The organism is Flavobacterium sp. (genome assembly GCF_044339515.1).
In the GTDB taxonomy this organism is placed as follows: domain Bacteria; phylum Bacteroidota; class Bacteroidia; order Flavobacteriales; family Flavobacteriaceae; genus Flavobacterium.
In genome coordinates this window covers 1-19728 of record NZ_JBIIVK010000024.1, presented here as the reverse complement: position 1 = coordinate 19728, position 19728 = coordinate 1, and the positions used below count along the sequence as shown (strand labels likewise).

Here is a 19728-nt window from a genome sequence, read left to right as displayed (position 1 = left end):
AATTATATTTTTTTCCGCATTCGAGCAACCGGGATATCCAATTGTTCACGGTATTTGGCAACAGTTCTTCGGGCAATGGGATAACCTTTTTCCTTTAAAATTTCAGCCAATTGATCATCCGGAAGTGGTCTCTGTTTATCTTCTTCCTCAATCACATTTTGAAGAATCTTTTTTATTTCTAACGTAGATACATCTTCTCCTTGGTCATTCTTCATGGCTTCTGAAAAAAATTCTTTGATGAGTTTTGTTCCATAAGGAGTTTCCACATATTTACTATTGGCAACCCGAGAAACAGTAGAAATATCTAAACCAATCATATCGGCAATGTCTTTCAAAATCATCGGACGAAGCTTGGTTTCATCACCTTCTAAAAAATATTCTTGCTGATAGTGCATAATGGCATTCATCGTGACAAATAACGTTTCTTGTCGCTGTCTAATGGCATCAATAAACCATTTAGCCGAATCTAATTTTTGTTTAATAAACTGAACCGCATCTTTTTGTGCATTCGATTTGTCACGAGAATCTTTATACGTTCGCAACATATCTTGGTAATCTTTGGAAACATGAAGCTCGGGTGCATTTCTTCCATTTAATAAAAGTTCAAGTTCCCCTTCAACAATTCGAATAGTGAAATCGGGGACAACATGTTCAATCATTTTGTTGTTTCCGGTAAAAGCTCCGCCCGGTTTGGGATTTAACTTTTCAATTTCTTCAATTGCTTTTTTAAGCTGTTCTTGCGAAACACCATATTTATGAAGCAGTTTATCATAGTGTTTTTTTGTAAATTGTTCAAACTGATTTTCTATAATATCAATCGCCAAATCTACAAATTCTGAGGGTGTTTTGTGTTTAAGTTGCAACAACAAACACTCTTGCAGGTCGCGAGCACCCACCCCCGAAGGTTCTAATTCGTGAACAATATGTAAAATGCGTTCAACCGATTCTTCATCAGTATAAATACCTTGTGTAAACGCTAAATCATCTACAATATCGGCGACAGATCGACGGATATAACCCATATCATCGATACTTCCCACCAAAAACTCAGCAATTTCTCTATCTTCTTCCGAAAGAATAAAAGTATTAAGCTGATTTATCAAATCCTGATGAAAAGTAACCGGTGCAGCAAAAGGCGTTTCACGGTCTTCGTCATCATCGCTGTAATTATTGGCTTGGAGTTTATATTCAGGAGTTTCGTCGTCGCTTAGGTATTCATCAATATTAATGTCTTCTGCATCAATTCGATCGTATTCATCCTCTTCGTAATCGTCGAATTCTTCTTTTTCAAATTCATCTGCATATTCATCTTCCTCTTTTCCGCCTTCCAAAGCCGGATTTTCATTCATTTCCTCTTTCAATCGTTGTTCAAAAGCCTGTGTTGGCAATTGAATCAACTTCATCAACTGAATTTGTTGCGGAGATAATTTTTGAGATAATTTGAACTGTAGATTTTGTTTTAACATTTTTATATTCTTTTACTACTTCACTCTGAAATTTTTGCCACAAAGTCACCAAGTATTTTTCTTTAATTTTTTTGAAGGCACAAAGCTCATTGTAACTATAATAATTTAGTAATTCTTTGTGTAAATATATCTTTTAATGCCTTCTTTTATCAAAGGAACATTAAAATTAATTAAAAAGCCTAATTGATTTTGTGTTAATTTTAAATGACTTATCAATTGTGCTTTCCAAATAGGATTTACAATATCAACTGCTTTTATTTCAATGATGATTGACTCTTCAACATATAAATCAAGGCGTAAACCTTCATCAAAATATAATTCATCATAAATAATTGGCAAATCAACTTGTCTTTTGACTTTCAATCCTGCTTTTTCTAATTCATAAGCTAAACAAGATTCATAAATTTTTTCTAATAAACCTGGCCCAAGTTTTTTATGAACTTGATAGGCTGAGTTAACAATAATTTTGGCTATTCTTTCTTCTTCGTCGGTAATCATAATCTTCGTGACTTCTTTTCCTCGTGGCAAATAAAAAAACTTTTGTTTGAAAGTTTAAGGTTTTTAGTTGCTGCACTTACAATAACTTGAAACTTGAAACAAATTTAGAACTCTGCATTTTGTGGTGTTCTCGGAAACGGAATTACATCACGAATATTAGTCATTCCGGTTACAAAAAGCACTAATCGTTCAAAACCTAAACCAAAACCGGAGTGAACTGCTGTTCCAAAACGACGCGTATCCAAATACCACCATAATTCTTCTTCATCAATTCCTAATGCTTTCATTTTTTCAACCAAAACATCATGACGTTCTTCTCTTTGTGATCCTCCAACAATCTCACCAATTCCTGGGAATAAGATGTCCATTGCTCGAACGGTTTCCTTTCCTGGCTCTGTATTGTCATTCAAACGCATATAAAACGCTTTAATTTTTGCCGGATAATCGTATAAAATTACGGGACATTTAAAGTGTTTTTCAACTAAAAAGCGTTCGTGCTCACTTTGTAAATCGGCACCCCATTCTTCAATTAAATACTGGAATTTTTTATTCTTATTTGGTTTTGAATTTCTTAAAATATCAATCGCTTCAGTATAAGTTACACGTTTGAAATTATTTTCTAACACAAAATTTAATTTTTCCAACAAACTCATTTCGCTGCGTTCCGCTTGTGGTTTGTTTTTTTCTTCGTCTAACAAACGTTGCTCCAAAAACTTCAAGTCATCTTCGTGCTTGTCAACAGTATATTTAATCACATATTTGATAAAATCTTCTGCCAAATCCATGTTATCTGCCAACTCATTGAAAGCTACTTCCGGTTCAATCATCCAAAACTCGGCTAAATGACGAGATGTGTTTGAATTTTCGGCTCTAAATGTTGGTCCAAATGTATAAACTTGCCCTAACGCCATTGCATAGGTTTCAGCTTCCAATTGTCCGGAAACGGTTAGATTAGTTTCTTTACCAAAAAAATCTTCTTTATAGTTTACTTTTCCTTCCTCCGTTCTTGGTGTGTTATCGAATGGAAGTGCGGTTACTTTGAACATTTCACCGGCACCTTCAGCATCAGAACCGGTAATAATAGGTGTGTTTACATAGTAAAAACCTCTTTCTTGAAAATACTGATGTACTGCAAATGATAATGTAGAACGCACTCGCATAATCGCCCCAAATGCATTGGTTCGCACACGAAGATGAGCATTTTCTCTTAAAAATTCTAACGAATGTTTTTTAGGTTGCATCGGATATTTTTCAGCATCTGAATCGCCTAGAATTTCAATTTTTGATACTTGAACTTCTACTTTTTGACCTGCTCCTTTGCTTTCAGTCAAAGTTCCGGCTAGCGAAACGGCTGCTCCGGTAGTGATTCTTTTTAAGGTTTCTTCCGGTGTATTTTCAAAATCTACGACACATTGGATATTATTAATGGTAGAACCATCATTTAAAGCAATAAATTGATTGTTTCTAAATGTTCTAACCCAACCTTTAACGGTTACTTCGGTTAAAACAGGTGTGGCAGTTAGTAATTCGTTAACTTTCGTATGCTTCTTCATTTTGTTTTAAGTTTACTATGCAAATATACTAGATTATAATTTTTTTGACTACGATTTGGATTGAGTTTCTTTGTCATCTTCTTCCACCAAAATATCAATAGTGGGTTGAAGAAATTCTTCTTGATTGGCAATTGTTTTTTCTAATGATAACAATAATGCCGGCAACAATAATAAATTGGATAACATAGCAAAAAGTAATGTTGCCGAAACCAATCCACCCAAAGCAACTGTTCCCCCAAAACTGGATATCATAAATACTGAAAAACCAAAGAATAGAACAATGGAAGTATAGAACATACTCACGCCGGTTTCTCGCAAAGCATTAAACACAGATTTACGAATTTTCCAATTATTAGCTTGCAATTCTTGGCGGTATTTGGCTAAGAAATGTATTGTGTCATCAACCGAGATTCCAAAAGCAATACTAAATACTAAAATGGTTGAAGGTTTTATCGGAACACCTAAATAACCCATCAAACCGGCGGTTATAAGTAATGGCAACAAGTTTGGGATTAAAGATATTAGTACCATTTTAAACGAACGAAACAAATAGGCCATAAAAAGTGAAATCAAAAAAATGGCAAACAAAAGTGACATTACCAAGTTGTCTACCAAATAATTAGTCCCCTTTTGAAAAACCAATGCTTTTCCTGTCATTGTTACAGTATATCGATCCGGTGGAAAAACTTTATTGATTTTATCCCACAGTTTTTCTTCTATTTTTTCCATTTTATCAGTGCCGATGTCTTTCATAAAAGTGGTGATTCTGGCATATTGACCTGTGGAATCCACATAGCTTTTCATGAAATTTTCTTTGCTGTTTCGGGTTGCATTTTTAGCATAGCTTAAAATGAATCCTTGTTCCTGAGCGGTTGGTAATTCATAATAATCGGGATTTCCATTGTAGTAGGCTTGCTTCGAATATTTTACCACATTTACAATTGACATGGGTTGCGAAAGTTCCGGAATTTCACTGATTATTTCTTGCACTTCTTCCATTTTTCGCAATGTAGAAAGTTTCATAACACCTTTTTTTCGTTTGGTATCAATCATGATTTCCAACGGCATTACACCGTCGAATTCTTTTTCAAAGAATAAAATATCTTGAAAGAAACCCGTTTTTTTTGGCATGTCTTCAATCAAACTACCGGAAATTTTCATCTGATATATTCCTATGATGCTCACAACAAGAAGGATAATGGAAGTAATGTAAATAGAAATACTTCTGTTTTTTACTGTTCTTTCAACCCAATTTACAAATGTTCTGGTGTAGGTTTTGTCAAGATGCTCCAAATGTTTATCCTTTGGCAAAGGCATAAAGCTGTAAATAATTGGAATAATCAACAAACAAAGAATAAATAATAAAGTGACATTGATAGAAGCAATGATTCCAAACTCTGTCAGTAATTCACTGTCCGTTACGATAAAGGTAGCAAAACCGGCGGCAGTAGTCAAATTCGTCATCAAAGTTGCATTCCCAACTTTTGAAATAACACGTTGTAATGATTTGGCCTGATTCCCGTGCTTTTTAACTTCCTGCTGGTATTTATTAATTAAGAAGATACAATTTGGAATTCCGATGACGATGATTAATGGCGGAATGATAGCCGTTAAAACCGTGATTTCAAATCCTAATAAACCTAACGTTCCAAAAGCCCACATTACACCAATAATTACCACACACATGGAGATGAAGGTTGCCCTAAAACTTCGGAAAAAGAAAAAGAAAATTAATGAAGTAACCAATAGTGCTGCTCCAATAAAAATGCCGATTTCATCCACAATATTTTGCGAATTGAGTGTCCGGATATATGGCATTCCGGATACTTTTAAATCGATATTGGTTTCTTTTTCAAACGCTTCTATTTGCGGAATCAAATTTTTAACTACAAAATCTTTACGAATACTTGTATTTACAATTTTCTTGTCTAAATAAATTGCAGTTCTTATCGTTCCTGCTTTTTTACTGAATAACAAATGTTCATAAAACGGTAGCCGTTCAAAAAGTTCTTCTCGTTTGTCAAGTAAGTATTTAGCGTCTTTTATTTTAGTAGTATCAATTAAATTTACCAATTCAAACGTTTCTAAGGCTTCGTTTTTATTAAGTTTTTTTAAATCATCTACAGAAATAATCAAATCAACTTCCTTTGATTTTTTTAAGTTAGTCATTAAAGTGTTCCAGGCACCAAATTGTTTTGGGGTAAAAAAAGTTGAATCTTGAATTCCGATGATAATTAGATTTCCTTCCTCACCAAATTTGTCTAGAAATTGATTGTATTGTTCGTTTACTTCATGATGATCTGGTAAAAGATTCGCTTCTGTATAAGTAAAACGCATGTGTTTCCATTGCAGTGCCAAAAACACAGTCAATAGAAAAACGATGGAAAGAATTGTGATTCTGTTTCTAAGGATTATTCGGGCAATCGATTCCCAAAAACCTACGCTAAACCATTTAGCCATACGATAATTTTAACGGATGCAAAGGTAATGAAATCAATACTAAATCGATGGGTTTAAGTATAATTTAATCTTTAAAAATAAAGCGTTTTTATTATAGCCCTAAATCAAGTTGAAAAGTTAATTTAATGGCAATGTTATCTTCAAATCGACTTAACTGATTAGGTCCATAACGATAAAATCCGGCTAGACCCAAGCCACTAAAAATTTGGTTTAATTCGATACCAGACTCAAAATAGCCTTCGCTAATGGTTTTATAATTCAACCCAACATGTTGTTCAGGCTTTTTCATGTTACCCCAAGCCATTCGACTCACCAAAACTAAAGAAGGTTTTACTTTTTTAAATAGTTCCACTCGTTTAAATCCGTGTTTAAAGTGAAGCATCACATATTGACTGGAGAAAAATTCATTGAAACGCATGGTTTCAAAGCTGTTTTTACCGGCCACCGTTAAACGTTGTAAAAGCACCTCCCGATCTAAATTGTTTGGAGAGTTGTTGTATAGATGCGTCAAGGGAACATCACCGTGTGCATATCCAGCTTGAATTAAAACCGTTGATTTTTGACCGTTTATAAATTGCTTTTCATATTCAGCTCGTGCATCAATTTTTCCAAACTGAAAATCATTACCTAAAAAATCCGGTAGTGACTCTGTAAACTGAAAAGTAAATTTGGGATATCGCTTTTCAATTTCAATTTTCCCACTTGGCGTATGCATATAATCGCTGAAAGGATTCCACTGAATCGAAACAGATGCGGTTGTCATGGTATAACGATTGTATAATTTTTCGCCATCAAAAAAAGCATAATTAAACAAAGGTTCTATTTCGGAATGGTTCAATTGCCAAATGCTTTCCGTTTTGGGTAAAAAATTAGTTTCCACATAGCCTTTCCACGTTTGATGATGATAAAATGTACTCACGTTAATTGGGCGAGGATCATAAATTTTAAAAACTCGCTTATCGATGTTGAATTTAGTACTACCAATCTCTTGTACATCATCAGTATAGGAAAGACCGGCCCAAGTGTTTGAAAAATTTCCCACTCGCGTAGAAGCTCCAAGGTGATATTTTAATTCATCATCTTTTAAACCATAAGCAAGATATCCATCCAATTTGTAATTTTTAGAAAATCGCTCGTTGGTTATTCCTCCTACTCCAAATCGGAAACCTTCATAATTGTTATAGCTCATTAAATACCTTAAATCAAAGTCAAAAAAGCCAACCGGAACATAACCGTTAATAATTTTTCTGCCAAAAAAAAGCTTGGCATTTATTCCCTTAAAAAAAGCTAAACTGTCTTTCACAGCAATGGTGTTACGGTCTCTTTTGGTAAAGCGTTCTTTTCTGTTTTTTATCCAAAAAGTGGTGTCTTTTTTGGCAACATCCTCATCAATTTCGATGGCCACGGAATTTCTTGCAATTGTAAAAGGACTATTTATTTCACGATCATAATAAACTGTTTTGGATTGCAAATAGGAATAATCAGATGCGGCTTTTTCACGTTTCGTGCCCAATTCATCATATTCTCCTTCAAATTCAATGGTTCCGCCTAAGATTTTAATAGGGTCATCATTTTTCCCTTTTATAATTTTCAGTTCATAAACAGTAGGGAACCATATTTTTTCATTAGGTAGATATTCAAACTCATGTACCGCAGTTAAATCGATAATTCCTCGAACACGCATGATAGCTTTGGCTACAGCAAAATTTTCCTGATCAATGAAAAGCAATCCCTCCAATCCTTTTTTGTTAATTTGTTTTTTGTTTTTAAAATATACCAGAACGGTTTGTCGGTTAGTAAGTGAAATGGTGTCTATTATTTCAAATTCATAATCTCGAAGACCCGCCTTGGAAATAGGATTTACATATTTTGTTTCCAATAATTCATAGCGTGGTTCATAAACAGAGGAAGATTGAAGGTTAAAACCAATCACTTCATAAATCGGACTTTTAAAACCCGACATCTGCGAGGCTAAAACCGTTTCTTTGAATTTTTCATTGCTAAATTGAAATAACGAGACTTTTTCAGTAACAAATAAATGTTGTTTTCGAATCAGTTTTTGGAATTTAAAATCTGTGGAGTCAATTTTGATTTTACGAAATTTTTTGATGGTATCAATTTTCCCTCTTATAGAATCCGGATGTGCTGTGACCACAATCTTGTTATAGCCTTTGTATTGAAAGGTTGAAAGGGCTTTCTTGGGATTGTTCAATCCAATTGATTGGTAAACTTTATTCAAAAATGATTCAGCGTTCTTTTGATTTTGATTTAATTCATTATCAGAAAGTTTCCTTTTAGACTGAAGAAAAACAGAATAGCTGGCAGTTTTGTCAATTATGAATTCTTTACTACTAAAATTGAAATATGAAACAACCATTTTTTCACCCGCCGTTGAACTGATGAATTCAAATTGTCCGGTAACATCAGCAATGGTTATTCTTCCTGATGAAGATTGAATAGTGGCAAACGGTAGTGGTTTTTTGGTACTTTCGTCTTTAATAATTCCTGTTACTCGAAATTGTGCTTGAACACAAAATGAGCAAAAAAGAAAAAGAAAAGCGAGGTACTTCATGAGTTATAAAAAATGCGAATCACAAATGTACTTGATTAAAACAAAAAATCCACTTTTTCAAGTGGATTTCGATTTATACTTTCATGATTTCAGCTTCTTTAACGGCTAAAATATCATCTATTTTTTTGATATATGCATCAGTTAATTTTTGAATGCTTTCTTCAGCAGATTTACAAATATCCTCTGAAGTACCGTTTTTTTCCTCTTTTTTGATGTCGGTATTCGCATCTTTACGAGCGTTTCTAATTCCAATTTTGGCGTCTTCTGCTTCTGATTTAGCTTGTTTTACTAAATCTCTGCGGCGTTCTTCAGTTAATGGTGGTACAGAAATGATGATATTATCACCATTATTCATCGGATTAAAACCTAAATTGGCAATCATAATGGCTTTTTCAATCGGATGTAACATACTTTTTTCCCAAGGAGTAACCGTAATGGTTCTTGCATCCGGTACATTAATATTGGCCACTTGCGAAAGCGGTGTTTGCGAACCGTAATAATCTACAAAAACGCCACCTAACATTTGAGGTGTTGCTTTTCCGGCTCTAATATTTAAAAATTCTTTTTCCAAATGAGCAATCGAACCATCCATGTGCTCTTTTGCGGTATCAATGATAAAATCTATTTCTTCTGTCATGATAGTATATTTTTAATCGTAATCTATTATTCAAAAACCTAAATTAAATCGTAACGGTTGTTCCAATGGTTTCTCCATTACATACTTTCAATAAATTGCCCGGTTTATTCATATCAAATACAATTATAGGCAATTTATTTTCCTGACTTAGCGTAAATGCAGTGGTATCCATCACATTTAATCCTTTACTCAATACATCTTCAAACGAAATATAATCAAATTTTACGGCATCTTTGTGCTTTTCTGGATCGGCATTATACACACCATCTACGCGAGTTCCTTTCAAAATAACATCGGCTCCTACTTCAACACCTCTTAAAACGGCCGCAGTATCTGTTGTAAAGTAAGGATTCCCTGTTCCTGCTCCAAAAATTACAATTCTTCCTTTTTCTAAATGGCGAACAGCTCTTCTTTTGATATACGGTTCTGCAATCGCTTCAATTTTTAATGCGGTTTGCAAACGAGTTAACATTCCGGCTTCTTCTAAGGCTCCTTGCAATGCCATTCCGTTGATTACAGTAGCAAGCATTCCCATATAATCGCCTTGCACTCTGTCCATTCCGTTGCTTGCTCCGGCTACACCTCTAAAAATATTTCCCCCACCAATCACGATGGCAATTTCTACTCCTTGATCGTGAATTTGTTTAATTTCTTGAGCATATTCTGCTAATCTTTTAGGGTCGATGCCATATTGACGTTCACCCATTAAAGCTTCTCCACTTAGTTTTAGAAGTATTCTTTTATATTTCATCGAATAGATTTTTGTGGTGCAAATATAAAGAATTATTGATTTTATCAATATAAAAAACAGTGTAGTTTATCTATTTTCAATCAATGACTGAAAATCTTGAAAAGAATTTTTTGCCGCTTCATAACCAAGTTGGTAAATGGCTTCCATTTTAACTTTGTTCGTTTCAAATGTGCTGTAATTTGATAATTCTTCCGGTTCAATTACCCAATCACACAGATTAAATTTTTGCATCGTTGTGTTGGCCGTAACAAATCAAATGCTCTGGAAGTAACGGCTTTAATGGAATTCAAATCTTTTGCTTCGATTTTTTGAATCGGACTCACATATACACCAATAATAAAGTCACATCTTCCTTGCAAAATATCGGTGGGAAAATGATTTAGAATCCCACCATCACTATACCAATTTTCCTCAATTACATAAGGAGAAATTATTCCCGGAAATGCACTAGAGGCTAAAATGGCATCAACAATTTTAGTGTCTTTGTCAAAGATTTTAATTTTTCCTTTCACCATATCCGTAGCTGTGATGTGAATGGGAATAGCTAAATCACCTAACGTTTGTTCTTCAAAAATATCACTAAAATATTTTTTAAACGACTCGCTATCAATAATTCCGGCTTTTGAAAAGGTGAAATGCTTCCAATGAAAGAAATAAATGGATTGAAAAAAAGATAAAATTTCTTGAGGTGTTTTGCCAAAACTATACAACGCCGCAACAATAGAACCAGCACTACTTCCGGCGATTTGGTTAGGTTTGATGTGTTGCTCTTCAAGAAATTGCAATACCCCGGCATGGGCTAATCCTTTTGATCCGCCGCCGGAAAGAACTAAACCTATATTTTTTGATTTCATATCCATATAGTTCCAAAATTACAGTTAAATAGTAACTGTTACAAACGTTACAGTGTAAAAGCAAAATAAATTCTATTTTTGCATTGTAAAATTACAATTCATGCAAGAGATTATAAAAAAAAGTTTAGCAAAAAGTTTTACTTATGCTGATTATCGTAAGCAAGTTGCCGATTTATTGAAAGAAGGAAAATCAACCGGAAATGAACAATCGGAAAGCCTAACAAAATATAGCGAACTGAACGAAGTTCGTATGAATCGTTTAGAAAAAACTATTCAAATTTCTGATGAAGTTAAAACTAGTTTAAGTAATCTACAAGCCAATTACACATGGATAGTTATCTCGGAAGGTTGGTGCGGCGATGCAGCTCAACTGTTACCAATCATTCATAAAATGGCTGAACTTTCGAAAAAAATTGATTTACGAATTGTTCTTCGAGACGAAAATGAAAAATTGATGAATCAGTTTTTGACCAATGGTGGAAAAGCCATTCCAAAATTATTGATTTTGGATGCAGAAACCTTGACCGTTTTAATTGATTGGGGACCACGACCCGAAGGAGCTAAAAATTTAATTTTAGACTACAAAGCTCAACATGGCGTTGTGGATGAAACGGCCAAAACTAACTTACAAAAATGGTATTTGCACGATAAAGGTCTAAGTACACAAAATGAAATTATGGCTTTGGTTGAAAAACTAGAAAAGCAATTAGTTTAATTTTCCAACAATTTTTATTTTTTTAGAAGTAGAAATTCCGCCCGGATTACATCCCAATTCTCCCTCTGGAATTTCTATTTTTAGGTTTTGATAATAATCTATCCAAGCAGGGAAAAATTCATTTGTATTGGGTTGCTTGAATGTCATCGGTTGCAATTCAAAAAAAGGTTTTCCGTAAGCTTTTAAAAAAGCATCGTAAATCAATTCAGAACAATAATATTTTCCGTTATCGTATAAGTAATCATCATCATACGGAATTCCGATTTGTTGTTTAGAAAATGAAATCACTTGCGGAATCAGTTTTTTGTATTTCGATTTTACTCTTCCAATATACATAGTCGTTTGCGTGTTCTTTGAAAACTGTTCCAACGTTACTTTTCGGACGGCATTTCCGGCTGCTTCGATGATGAAAACAGTGTCGTTTTCGATGACAACTAATCCTAAATGACTAAAATCATTGCCGTCAAAACCTTCTGTTACGGCATGAATGGCATCACACAATTCGCCACAATTCATTTTTTGAAACAGTAAATCGCCGTTTTTTAATTTTGAGGTCTGTCCAAAAACAAAAAAGGATACAAAAAGAAAAGTAGTGAAAAGTGAATTGCGAATCATGGTTTTATTTTTCTAACTTGTTTGATGATTTTGGGTGAACGACTTCCATGAAAAGCTCGTAATACTTCTATTTTGTTTGCTCGAATGCGATAAGAACCTAATATGATATTTCGGTACATTTTGGTTTTGGTTTCCAAATGACGACATTCTGGATGAAGTAGGTATTGGGTTTCGAGGTTGTCAAGTAATCGATAAATTTCATCAATAAAACTATCAGCTAATTTTTGACCAAAAGTAGCTTCTCCATATTCGTAAATATCAAGTAAATCTACAGTGTCAAACGGAGTGGAAGTAATTACTTTTTTCTTTGTAATCTCCATTCGTTAAATTTTCGTTTAGATTCTTCTAAAGTCATAAATTCACCATCTTCTGCTTCTTTAATAAGCGAGACAAATTCGTCCTGTGACATCGGTTTGCCTGGAGTGGCTAAATTTTTAGATTTATCTTTTGAAGTTTTCATGGCTATGAATTGAATAGTAAAGATATGAAAAAAATAAATGCTTCTTACTTATTCGATAAATTGGATTCAAAATCATCCGGAGAAACGGCATTTTCAACTGAATAATCACCAATTTTTGTGCGTCGTAAAACTGTTAAATGAGCACCTGAATTAAGAGCTTTTCCGAAATCATGAGCTAACGAACGAATATAAGTTCCTTTGCTGCAAACCACTCTAAAGTCAATTTCAGGTATATCAATTCGTGTAATTTCAAATTCGTGAATGGTGGTTTTTCTACTTTTCATTTCCATTTCTGTACCGGCACGAGCGTGTTCGTACATCCGAATTCCGTCTTTTTTGATGGCTGAAAAAACAGGTGGTTTTTGATCAATTTCGCCAATAAATTGCGGTAAAATATTCTGAATTAATGTTTCATCAATATGATTTATCGGAAAAGTTTCATCAACTTCAGTTTCCAAATCATACGATGGAGTAGTGGCTCCCAAAAGAAATGTTCCCGTATATTCTTTAGCTTGACCTTGAATTTCGGTGATGCGTTTGGTGAATTTTCCGGTACAAACGATTAACAAACCTGTAGCCAAAGGATCTAGTGTTCCGGCATGACCAATTTTAAATTTTTTAGAAAGTCCCAAATGACGAATCAAGGCGTACTTGAGTTTATTAACCGCCTGAAACGAGGACCATTTCAAGGGTTTATCTATCAAAAGCACTTGTCCTTCCAGAATTTCTTCAGCTGTCATTAGTTTACAGAAAAATAAATCAATAAAAGCACACCAACTATAATACGATAGTAACCCCACGGTTTAAATCCGTATTTTTTGATGACTTCAATAAACAATTTGATAGCCAAAACAGCCACCACAAAAGCAATAGCGTTTCCGATTAAAAAGAATTTGAAATTATTGCCTTCTGAAAGGAGTTCGTATCCTTTGAGCTGACTTACTTCGTAGGTTTTTAAGAATAAGGAATAAACGGTTACGGCCAACATGGTTGGTACAGCTAAGAAAAATGAAAACTCAGCTGCCACAGCACGCGTTAAACCTTGTTGCATGCCACCAATGATTGAAGCGGCACTTCTACTGGTTCCTGGCATCATAGCTAAACATTGCCAAAAGCCAATGGTTACCGCTTTCTTGAGGGTAATTTCTTCTTCAGTTACAACTGTAGGGTTTTGAAATTTTTTATCAATAAAAAGTAAAACGACTCCTCCTAAAATTAAAACTATTGCAATCGGAATTGGATTTCCTAAAACTGCATCTATTTTGTCATCAAATAATTTTCCTAAAACCAATGCCGGAACCACTGCTGCGGCTAATTTGATATAAAAATTAAATTTAGAGAAGTTGAAAAACTTTCGCCAATACAAAAAGACAACAGCTAAAATGGCTCCAAATTGAATGGAAACTTGAAATAATTTAACAAAATCATCTTCTTGAATCCCAAAAAAGGAACTTGTAAAAATCATGTGAGCTGTTGAAGAAACCGGAAGATATTCGGTTAAACCTTCAATTATGGCGATAAGTATTGCGTGTAATAAATCCATTGGAAGTAGATTTTTAGATTGTTAGATTCTTGGATTATCAGATTATCTAAAAATCTAATAATCTAAAAATCTTTTAACCCTTTTTAGGGTTTTTTAAAATAGCATAAATCACTACCCCAAATCCGGCCAAAACTACTGTTGGAGCTACTTTTATTCTTCTGGCATCAAAAATCGCTTCACTAAAAACTTTTGGGTCATCACTACCGCCGCCACTCATCAAAATAAAACCCAAGGTAATAATGGCAATACCAATTAATAGAATTTTATAATTTACTTTTTCAAAAAGAAATTCCTGTTTTTGTTCGTTTTTATTGCTCATGTTTTTAGTATAAATCGTCTGTTCTGAGGTTCAAGAATTTTTGAGTAGCAAAGAAAGTACTAAACCAGGAAATTAAGATTCCCAATACCAATACGCCTAATAAAACGGCACCAATCATCAATTGGTTTTCTAAAATTCCCAATTTAGGAAAATTACTATCGATGTAAAATAATACACCAATAATCCCCAATATAGCCAATAAAGCACCTACAATTCCTAGTTTAATGCTTCGCATGATAAAAGGTTTGCGAATAAACGATTTGGTCGCACCCACCATTTGCATGGTTTTGATGATAAATCGGTTAGAATAAATGGATAACCGCATAGAACTATTGATTAAAAGCACTGCAATTAATGCCAAAAATCCGGCAATTATCAACATCCAAAACGTAATTTTTTTCACATTATCGTTGACCAAATCTACCAAATGTTTGTCGTAAACGATATCGGAAATCATTTTATTTTGTTTGAAATCCTGTTCAATTTTTTTAATGCTATCCCCTTGAACAAAATCGGCTTTGAGATGAATATCATATGAATTTTGCAACGGATTGAATCCTAAAAACTGCATAAAATCTTCGCCAATAATATCTTTGTGTTTAGAAGCGGCAGTTTCTTTTGATACAAAAGTATCTGTTTTTACAAAAGCTGAAGCTTTCAGTTTTTCGCCAAAAGCTTTCAGTATACTATCGTTGGCTGCATCTTTAAAATAAACCGACATTGGAATTTCTTCCTTGAAATCATCAGATAGTTTTTTAGAATTAATCACAAATAGACTCAACAAACCCAACAAAAAAAGTACTAAAAAAACACTTAATACTACTGAAAAATAGGAGGAAATGAGTCGTCTTCTTTGATACTTTTCGTAAGATGATGCCATAGAAATTAATTTAAGCCGTAAAATTAAAAAAGAAATTGGTTAAACCACAGTTTATAACGTTGAAAGTTTTGAGTTTAGTACAATAAACGTAAATTTGCCCTTTACAATTGAAAAAACTCAGCAACTTAGCACCTCAGAAACTCAGCATCTCAAAAAAATGAAATACTTCCACGAACAAATCGAAGCCAAATGGCAAGAATATTGGGCCAAAAATCAAACATTTGCCGCAGAAAATAACTCCGACAAACCAAAATATTACGTACTGGATATGTTTCCGTATCCCTCCGGTGCCGGTTTGCACGTGGGTCATCCACTGGGTTATATTGCTTCAGATATCGTGGCTCGCTACAAAAGACATAAAGGTTTTAATGTTTTGCATCCGCAAGGCTATGATTCGTTTGGACTTCCGGCGGAGCAATATGCCATTCAAACCGGACAACATCCTGAAAAAACAACTAAAGAAAATATCGCTCGTTACCGTGAGCAATTAGATAAAATCGGTTTTTCATTCGATTGGAGTAGAGAAGTTCGCACCTCCAATCCGGAGTATTACAAATGGACGCAATGGATTTTTATTCAATTGTTTGAATCGTATTATTGTAAACAAGCCGATAAAGCATTTCCAATTTCTGAACTTATAAAAGTATTTGAAGCAGAAGGAAATGCCAACGTTGATTTGGTATGTGATGATAACATAGAACTTTTTTCAGCTGCCGAATGGAATGCGTTTTCATCAGAAAAAAAACAAGAGATTTTATTAAATTATCGTTTAACGTATTTAGCTGAAACCGAAGTAAACTGGTGTCCTGCTTTAGGAACCGTTTTAGCGAACGACGAAATTGTGAACGGTGTTTCTGAACGCGGTGGTCATCCCGTAATTCGTAAAAAAATGACACAATGGAGTATGCGAATTTCTGCCTATGCCGAACGTTTGTTGCAAGGTTTAGACTCGATTGATTGGAGCGAATCTATTAAAGAATCACAAAGAAATTGGATTGGAAAATCAGTCGGAGCGTCTGTAAAGTTTAATGTCCTCCCCCCAACCCCCTCCAAAGGAGGGGGAGGCGAGCCGGGATATATGACCGGTGATCCTTTATTAGCTAAGGATTTATTGCCTCATGCGGTTGAAATGAGAAAAGAACCCACATTCACAGAAGCTCTATTGTGGGAAGAATTAAGAAAAGAGAAGCTTGGCGTTAGATTTAGAAGACAACATTTAATCGGAAAATATATTGCAGATTTTGTTTGTTTAGAAAAAAAATTAATTGTTGAGGTAGATGGTGAATATCACAATACACCTGAACAACAAGCTTTAGATACAGAACGCACATTAGAATTAGAGCAAAAATATTTTTTCAAAGTAATTCGCTTTACAAATGATGAAGTAAAACATCATATCAGTATTGTTTTGAATAAAATCAAAGAAACGCTTGAACTGCGTGAAAGTTACCGTTCCGTCTCCCCCTCCTTTGGAGGGGGCCGGGGGGTGGAAATAGAGGTGTTCACAACCCGCCCCGACACCATCTTTGGCGTGACCTTTATGACCCTCGCCCCTGAACACGACTTAGTTTCGCAAATTACCACTCCCAAACAAAAAGCAGCCGTCGAAGCCTATGTGGAAGCAACATCAAAACGTTCTGAACGCGAGCGAATGGCAGATGTAAAAACCATTTCCGGTGTTTTTACAGGAGCGTATGCTGAACATCCGTTTACGAAAGAACCGATTCCGGTTTGGATTGGCGATTATGTGTTGGCCGGTTATGGAACAGGAGCTGTAATGGCTGTTCCATGTGGCGATGAACGCGATTATGCGTTTGCCAATTTCTTTAAAGGGACTCAAGGAATGCCCGAAATTAAAAATATTTTCAACCAAGATATTTCAGAAGCCGCTTTTGCCGAAAAAGGAGGATTTGAATTAGTAAATTCCGATTTCTTAAACGGATTGGATTATAAAGAAGCCACCAAAAAAGCCATCGAAGCCTTAGAAAAAATCGGTCAAGGAAAAGGTAAAACCAATTACCGTTTGCGTGATGCGGTTTTCTCCCGTCAACGTTATTGGGGCGAACCGTTTCCAGTGTATTATGTGAATGGTTTACCGCAAATGATTGATGCAAAATATTTACCCATCATCTTGCCTGAGGTAGAGAAATATTTACCTACCGAAGACGGACAACCACCGTTAGGAAATGCAACGCATTGGGCGTGGGATAGTGTTCAGTGTGCAGTGGTTAGTAATCAGTTAATTGATGACAAAACCGTTTTCCCATTAGAATTAAACACGATGCCGGGTTGGGCAGGAAGTTCTTGGTATTGGATGCGGTATATGGATGCTCACAACGAAAACGAATTTGCCGGCCAAGAGGCCTTGAACTATTGGGAAAATGTAGATTTATACATTGGTGGAAGCGAACACGCTACCGGACATTTGTTGTACTCTCGTTTTTGGAATAAATTTCTAAAAGACCGCGGATTCATCACACCCGAAGAACCGTTTAAAAAATTGATTAATCAGGGAATGATTTTGGGGATGAGTGCTAAAGTTTTTTTAGCTGATAAATTTGAAATTTCTAATAATGATGAAACGTCCATAGTCATTGAATTGTCAAAAGATATTATTCATTCTTCCAATATGTTTGATTTAATTACTGAAACTGGCAATGAAAAACTTTTTAGTGTTTTTTTAGATAAAGTTCTTTCACTTTCAAAAAACAAAATTGATGTTGATGAGTTGTCAAAATATAATGGTATTAATTTTAAGTTTTCCAGACATATAAATATACCTATTGATTGTGTTAATTCTAATTGGCTTGTTAATATTGAAATATTGAAAAATTGGGAAATGTATGAATCATTTTTTGGGAATGCTGAATTTGTAGATGGAATTGATCTATTTGCAGATTCTGAAGTCGAAAAAATGTCCAAATCCAAATACAACGTCGTTAATCCCGACGACATTTGCAACCAATATGGAGCAGACACCTTACGTTTATACGAAATGTTCCTCGGTCCATTAGAACAAGCAAAACCTTGGAATACCGCCGGAATTACCGGAGTTTCAGGTTTCTTGAAAAAATTATGGCGTTTGTATTTTGACGATAACGGTTTAATCGTAACCAATGAGGAGCCAACGGCAGAAATGTACAAATCTTTACATAAAACCATTAAAAAAGTAACAGAGGATATCGAGAATTTCTCGTTCAATACTTCGGTTTCACAGTTTATGATTTGCTTGAACGAGTTGGCTCAATTGAAATGCAACCACCGAAAAATCTTAGAACCGTTGGCCATTTTAGTTTCGCCGTATGCTCCGCATATTGCTGAAGAATTATGGAGTCAATTGGGTCATGAAGGTTCGGTTTCAACCGTTGCTTTCCCTATTTTTGAAGAGAAATATTTAGTAGAATCTGAAAAAGAATATCCGGTTTCCTTCAATGGAAAAATGCGTTTTACCATCAAATTACCGTTAGATTTAACGGCTGCTCAAATTGAAGAAATTGTAATGGCAGACGAACGTACACAAGCACAATTGCAAGGAAGAACACCCAATAAAGTAATTATTGTTCCGGGGAAAATTATCAATTTGGTTGGATAAAAGCGTACAGATGAAACAACTAGTTTCTTTATTTTTTCTTTTAAATGCAATGTTTTTGAATGCTCAAGATACATTGAAGTATGTTGAAAAAGACCATTTTAAATTATTTGTAGGAGCGGGTGCTTCTTTTGTAAACACCTATGAAATAAATAAATTTCTATCCCAAAACAATATTCAAACCATTGTTCCGGTAGATATTAATGCCACAGCCGGAATAATTTTTTATAATGATAATGTGGATATTGATTTGGGTTATGAACTTTTTGCTTCTGGAAAAAGCAATGAAACAACCAAAACAAGAGTTATTTCAAACGGAGTGAAATTGAGAGCTCATTATGTTTTTCAAGTATTCAAAGATTTTGAAATAGGAACAGGTTTTAATATTAGTTATGCAAAGCGAAAATTGTCCGTTTTTTACACCGATTATGTGTTGGATTTTGATAATTTAAATCCGAATTTAAACGGAAATCAGTTTACGTTGTATTTGGAAAAAGGGTTTATTGGGCCATCGATTTCGTTTAAAATAAAAGAAACCGGAAGAAATTTCCAACAAACAAAAATTACATTTGCTTACGAATTTTCAATCAATAACAAACCTTGGCATAGCGATGCATTAAAGTTACAAAATGTTATTTATGAAAAAAACTTAAATCAGTTTGTTATGAATGTGATTTTCTGTTTGTAAGTTTTTGATTGTCCGCAATTACCCATAATTAAATAAAAAGCCTTATATTTGATAAAAAAAAGCGATGAATTTATTCAGTTTTACGGCAAATTTTGGAAGTGAAGAAGCTTGTAGACTTCATTTTAAAG

Annotated in this window: 19 protein-coding genes; 3 read left to right on the top strand and 16 right to left on the bottom strand. The window is 34.4% G+C overall.

Translation table 11 applies throughout. The features are described 5' to 3' along the window. Positions 1–2: 2 nt before the first annotated feature. The 9 genes from rpoN to ACIQ0M_RS08245 all read right to left on the bottom strand — a co-directional run bounded on the left by rpoN (position 3) and on the right by ACIQ0M_RS08245 (position 10791). A complete protein-coding gene (rpoN, locus tag ACIQ0M_RS08285; protein WP_396151382.1) occupies positions 3–1466 on the bottom strand; it encodes an RNA polymerase factor sigma-54 in 1464 nt (487 codons plus the stop codon). 105 nt (positions 1467–1571) lie between these two features. Then, complete coding sequence (locus tag ACIQ0M_RS08280) at positions 1572–1994, bottom strand: GxxExxY protein (RefSeq protein ID WP_396151381.1); 423 nt, start codon at positions 1992–1994, stop codon at positions 1572–1574. A gap of 74 nt (positions 1995–2068) precedes the next feature. Beyond that, a complete protein-coding gene (gene asnS, locus ACIQ0M_RS08275) occupies positions 2069–3517 on the bottom strand; it encodes an asparagine--tRNA ligase (RefSeq protein WP_396151380.1) in 1449 nt (482 codons plus the stop codon). Positions 3518–3565: 48 nt separating this feature from the next. Then, on the bottom strand, positions 3566–5977 hold the full coding sequence (locus ACIQ0M_RS08270; RefSeq protein ID WP_396151379.1) for an RND family transporter: 2412 nt from the start codon (positions 5975–5977) through the stop codon (positions 3566–3568). A 91-nt stretch (positions 5978–6068) separates the two neighbouring features. Next, positions 6069–8549 carry a DUF5686 family protein gene (locus ACIQ0M_RS08265; protein ID WP_396151378.1) on the bottom strand — a complete coding sequence of 827 codons (2481 nt, stop codon included), beginning with the start codon at positions 8547–8549 and terminating at the stop codon, positions 6069–6071. Between the two features lie 73 nt (positions 8550–8622). Next, the gene (frr, locus tag ACIQ0M_RS08260) at positions 8623–9186 is read right to left on the bottom strand and encodes a ribosome recycling factor (RefSeq protein WP_396151377.1); all 564 of its coding nucleotides are present in this window, start codon (positions 9184–9186) and stop codon (positions 8623–8625) included. A gap of 43 nt (positions 9187–9229) precedes the next feature. After that, a complete protein-coding gene (gene pyrH, locus ACIQ0M_RS08255; RefSeq protein ID WP_396151376.1) occupies positions 9230–9937 on the bottom strand; it encodes a UMP kinase in 708 nt (235 codons plus the stop codon). Between the two features lie 66 nt (positions 9938–10003). Then, positions 10004–10168, bottom strand: a complete 165-nt coding sequence (locus ACIQ0M_RS08250) for a DUF6363 domain-containing protein (protein WP_396151375.1) — start codon at positions 10166–10168, stop codon at positions 10004–10006. Continuing rightward, complete coding sequence (locus ACIQ0M_RS08245; RefSeq protein ID WP_396151374.1) at positions 10138–10791, bottom strand: patatin-like phospholipase family protein; 654 nt, start codon at positions 10789–10791, stop codon at positions 10138–10140. Before ACIQ0M_RS08245 ends, ACIQ0M_RS08250 begins: the two co-directional genes overlap by 31 nt. 100 nt (positions 10792–10891) lie before the next feature. Between ACIQ0M_RS08245 and ACIQ0M_RS08240 the strand changes: the two genes are divergently transcribed. After that, complete coding sequence (locus ACIQ0M_RS08240) at positions 10892–11506, top strand: thioredoxin family protein (protein ID WP_396151373.1); 615 nt, start codon at positions 10892–10894, stop codon at positions 11504–11506. Here ACIQ0M_RS08240 and ACIQ0M_RS08235 read toward each other — a convergent pair. The 7 genes from ACIQ0M_RS08235 to ACIQ0M_RS08205 all read right to left on the bottom strand — a co-directional run bounded on the left by ACIQ0M_RS08235 (position 11498) and on the right by ACIQ0M_RS08205 (position 15323). Then, entirely contained in the window at positions 11498–12121 is a 624-nt protein-coding gene (locus ACIQ0M_RS08235) for a YiiX/YebB-like N1pC/P60 family cysteine hydrolase (RefSeq protein WP_396151372.1), read from the bottom strand. The genes ACIQ0M_RS08240 and ACIQ0M_RS08235 overlap by 9 nt on opposite strands. Continuing rightward, on the bottom strand, positions 12118–12441 hold the full coding sequence (locus tag ACIQ0M_RS08230) for a type II toxin-antitoxin system RelE/ParE family toxin (RefSeq protein WP_396151371.1): 324 nt from the start codon (positions 12439–12441) through the stop codon (positions 12118–12120). The genes ACIQ0M_RS08235 and ACIQ0M_RS08230 overlap by 4 nt, the downstream gene beginning before the upstream one ends. After that, positions 12417–12581, bottom strand: a complete 165-nt coding sequence (locus ACIQ0M_RS08225) for a hypothetical protein (RefSeq protein ID WP_396151370.1) — start codon at positions 12579–12581, stop codon at positions 12417–12419. The genes ACIQ0M_RS08230 and ACIQ0M_RS08225 overlap by 25 nt, the downstream gene beginning before the upstream one ends. Before the next feature lie 44 nt (positions 12582–12625). Continuing rightward, complete coding sequence (truB, locus tag ACIQ0M_RS08220; protein ID WP_396151369.1) at positions 12626–13321, bottom strand: tRNA pseudouridine(55) synthase TruB; 696 nt, start codon at positions 13319–13321, stop codon at positions 12626–12628. Continuing rightward, entirely contained in the window at positions 13321–14124 is an 804-nt protein-coding gene (locus ACIQ0M_RS08215) for an undecaprenyl-diphosphate phosphatase (protein ID WP_396151368.1), read from the bottom strand. The genes truB and ACIQ0M_RS08215 overlap by 1 nt, the downstream gene beginning before the upstream one ends. A 73-nt stretch (positions 14125–14197) precedes the next feature. Then, positions 14198–14443 (bottom strand): DUF3098 domain-containing protein, encoded by a 246-nt coding sequence (locus ACIQ0M_RS08210; protein ID WP_396151367.1) that lies wholly within the window; start codon positions 14441–14443, stop codon positions 14198–14200. Between the two features lie 4 nt (positions 14444–14447). Next, positions 14448–15323 (bottom strand): cell division protein FtsX, encoded by an 876-nt coding sequence (locus tag ACIQ0M_RS08205; protein ID WP_396151366.1) that lies wholly within the window; start codon positions 15321–15323, stop codon positions 14448–14450. 157 nt (positions 15324–15480) lie between these two features. On the opposite strand from ACIQ0M_RS08205, the gene ACIQ0M_RS08200 reads away from it, so the two are divergent. Further along, a complete protein-coding gene (locus tag ACIQ0M_RS08200; RefSeq protein WP_396151365.1) occupies positions 15481–18915 on the top strand; it encodes a leucine--tRNA ligase in 3435 nt (1144 codons plus the stop codon). Between the two features lie 10 nt (positions 18916–18925). Then, positions 18926–19600 carry a hypothetical protein gene (locus ACIQ0M_RS08195; RefSeq protein WP_396151364.1) on the top strand — a complete coding sequence of 225 codons (675 nt, stop codon included), beginning with the start codon at positions 18926–18928 and terminating at the stop codon, positions 19598–19600. The last annotated feature ends 128 nt before the right edge of the window (positions 19601–19728 follow it).

Bases quoted from the DNA above. Each gene is read 5' to 3' on its own strand.
- rpoN (WP_396151382.1), bottom strand. From the start codon at position 1,466: ATGTTAAAACAAAATCTACAGTTCAAATTATCTCAAAAATTATCTCCG.
- asnS (WP_396151380.1), bottom strand. From the start codon at position 3,517: ATGAAGAAGCATACGAAAGTTAACGAATTACTAACTGCCACACCTGTT.
- ACIQ0M_RS08270 (WP_396151379.1), bottom strand. From the start codon at position 5,977: ATGGCTAAATGGTTTAGCGTAGGTTTTTGGGAATCGATTGCCCGAATA.
- ACIQ0M_RS08265 (WP_396151378.1), bottom strand. From the start codon at position 8,549: ATGAAGTACCTCGCTTTTCTTTTTCTTTTTTGCTCATTTTGTGTTCAA.
- frr (WP_396151377.1), bottom strand. From the start codon at position 9,186: ATGACAGAAGAAATAGATTTTATCATTGATACCGCAAAAGAGCACATG.
- pyrH (WP_396151376.1), bottom strand. From the start codon at position 9,937: ATGAAATATAAAAGAATACTTCTAAAACTAAGTGGAGAAGCTTTAATG.
- ACIQ0M_RS08250 (WP_396151375.1), bottom strand. From the start codon at position 10,168: ATGCAAAAATTTAATCTGTGTGATTGGGTAATTGAACCGGAAGAATTA.
- ACIQ0M_RS08245 (WP_396151374.1), bottom strand. From the start codon at position 10,791: ATGAAATCAAAAAATATAGGTTTAGTTCTTTCCGGCGGCGGATCAAAA.
- ACIQ0M_RS08240 (WP_396151373.1), top strand. From the start codon at position 10,892: ATGCAAGAGATTATAAAAAAAAGTTTAGCAAAAAGTTTTACTTATGCT.
- ACIQ0M_RS08235 (WP_396151372.1), bottom strand. From the start codon at position 12,121: ATGATTCGCAATTCACTTTTCACTACTTTTCTTTTTGTATCCTTTTTT.
- ACIQ0M_RS08230 (WP_396151371.1), bottom strand. From the start codon at position 12,441: ATGGAGATTACAAAGAAAAAAGTAATTACTTCCACTCCGTTTGACACT.
- ACIQ0M_RS08225 (WP_396151370.1), bottom strand. From the start codon at position 12,581: ATGAAAACTTCAAAAGATAAATCTAAAAATTTAGCCACTCCAGGCAAA.
- truB (WP_396151369.1), bottom strand. From the start codon at position 13,321: ATGACAGCTGAAGAAATTCTGGAAGGACAAGTGCTTTTGATAGATAAA.
- ACIQ0M_RS08215 (WP_396151368.1), bottom strand. From the start codon at position 14,124: ATGGATTTATTACACGCAATACTTATCGCCATAATTGAAGGTTTAACC.
- ACIQ0M_RS08210 (WP_396151367.1), bottom strand. From the start codon at position 14,443: ATGAGCAATAAAAACGAACAAAAACAGGAATTTCTTTTTGAAAAAGTA.
- ACIQ0M_RS08205 (WP_396151366.1), bottom strand. From the start codon at position 15,323: ATGGCATCATCTTACGAAAAGTATCAAAGAAGACGACTCATTTCCTCC.
- ACIQ0M_RS08200 (WP_396151365.1), top strand. From the start codon at position 15,481: ATGAAATACTTCCACGAACAAATCGAAGCCAAATGGCAAGAATATTGG.
- ACIQ0M_RS08195 (WP_396151364.1), top strand. From the start codon at position 18,926: ATGAAACAACTAGTTTCTTTATTTTTTCTTTTAAATGCAATGTTTTTG.